At 38.3% G+C, this 415-nt stretch carries 1 protein-coding gene; it reads right to left on the bottom strand.

The annotated features are described in order from the left end of the window. A partial coding sequence (locus SB816_RS29970; RefSeq protein ID WP_410547988.1) for an MFS transporter occupies positions 1-415 on the bottom strand: 415 nt, incomplete at both ends.

The following is a 415-nucleotide window of genomic DNA, read 5'->3' as shown; positions in this document are numbered from 1 at the left end:
CCAGGCCGATACCGACCCAAACGATAGGACGCAATTTATTTTTAGACTTATCTATTAAGTCTGATAGTTTTGGTTGGTGCTTATCTGTAGCTAATGATGCTTCTATTTCATCTCTTTTGATTAGAGCCGTTTCTTGGCCATATAAATTTGTTAGAACACGAACTGCTAGCTCTTTTCTGCCAACCATCATTAAATAACGAGGGCTTTCTGGAATAAACAACAAAGCTATAAGAAATAAACTTGCAGGAAGTAACTCTACCCAAAACATCCAACGCCACGTTTCATAACCAAGCCAAAATAATTTAGTTGATCCTCCGGCAGTATCCGCTAAAAAGTAGTTACTGACAAAAGCACAAAACAAACCAAAAATGATAGCAACTTGCTGTAATGTGGAGAGTGTCCCTCTATATCTGGC

It is taken from the genome of Achromobacter sp. SIMBA_011 (assembly GCF_046535435.1).
GTDB classification, from domain to species: Bacteria; Pseudomonadota; Gammaproteobacteria; order Burkholderiales; family Burkholderiaceae_B; genus Achromobacter; species Achromobacter dolens.
This window is presented reverse-complemented; position numbering and strand designations above follow the sequence as displayed.